Source organism: Micromonospora globispora, from assembly GCF_003857015.1.
GTDB classification, from domain to species: Bacteria; Actinomycetota; Actinomycetes; order Mycobacteriales; family Micromonosporaceae; genus Micromonospora; species Micromonospora globispora.
Window position 1 is genome coordinate 1 of record NZ_QGGF01000615.1, and the last position, 1,107, is coordinate 1,107.

The 1,107-nt window shown below is 63.7% G+C and carries 1 protein-coding gene; it reads right to left on the reverse strand.

Annotation, left to right across the window (positions count from 1 at the left end; all coding sequences use genetic code 11):
• Window positions 1-346: 346 nt before the first annotated feature.
• Window positions 347-901 carry a hypothetical protein gene (locus DKL51_RS30855; protein WP_185734980.1) on the reverse strand — a complete coding sequence of 185 codons (555 nt, stop codon included), beginning with the start codon at window positions 899-901 and terminating at the stop codon, window positions 347-349.
• Between the last annotated feature and the right edge of the window lie 206 nt (window positions 902-1,107).

Genomic DNA, 1,107 nt, shown 5'->3' on the forward strand with positions numbered 1-1,107 from the left:
TACAACGCCACCGCGTCGGCCTTGAACTCCGCGGGGTAGTGCTTGTTCACCATCTGTCAGGGACTCCTGATCTCCCCGGACCATCACGATCCAAGGTTCAAGTGTCCAGGACCAGGGGGCAACTCCCCGGTGTCTTGACATAAAGGGGTGCCATGACAGGACATTTCGTCGGCGGCCAACCTGCCGCCCTAGGTCGCTGGATCTGTCGCACATCAGTTGGCGGACATGTGTCGCGGATCTGTTGTCGGATCACCCTGACAAGGTCCGCTGACAAGGTCCGCTGCCTTGTCCCACCACGTGCTTGACAAATCCGTCCCACCTGATGCTTTACAGATGGCCCAGGCGCTTACTCGCCGCCGGCGAGCGGTGTAAGTCCGCCGCTGATCCAGCACAAGGCGAGGGTCGCCACGAGACTGACCAGCCCCATGATCTGCCAGCTGCGGGCGTAGGCAACTTCATCCGGGGTCTCGGGCGCGATCAGACCACTCGGGTCCACTAGCAGGGTGATCCTGTCACCTACCGTGAACTCATCCGAATCGCGGCAGATCCGGCCGAATACAGGAGTGCTGTCGGTGCGCTCCAGACGGTAGCAGTGCTCGTCGTACCCACCTGAGCGGCCGGGGTAATGGGTGATGTCGTGCTTCACGATCGTTGCCACCACCGGCTCCCCCCGCAGGGCGAGCACGGTGGTCCGGGGCGCCTGCGTCATCGCCATCATCCAAAAGGTGGACGCGAGGAATGTGGCCACCGTCAAGGTCTTGACCGCAAACGAAGCGGCCCTCCACATGCCTCGGGTCCACACCAGCTGGCTGACGACCAGCGCCGCTACGACTACCGCAGCCAGTGGCACCCAGTCTGGCAGAGCGATCAGGCTGGCCAGCGCCGCGATCAGGCCAGGCATGGTGAGACAGGCAATCAACGACAGTCGGGCGCCACGTGCGCTGCCGGGGCGAGCGAGCCAGGAGGTCACAGAGGGATTGGGCGGATTCAACCGGTCGTCGCAACACGAGGTTGTTGGAGCGATCGTAGGTGTTCGTCGAGGGCTTCGGCTGGTGTCTTCCAGCCGAGAGTTCTCCGCGGTCGGCGGTTGAGCGCATGGGCGACGGC

What these genes read in the sequence shown, in the direction of transcription:
- DKL51_RS30855 (WP_185734980.1), bottom strand. Translation starts at nt 901, where the DNA reads ATGCCTGGCCTGATCGCGGCGCTGGCCAGCCTGATCGCTCTGCCAGAC.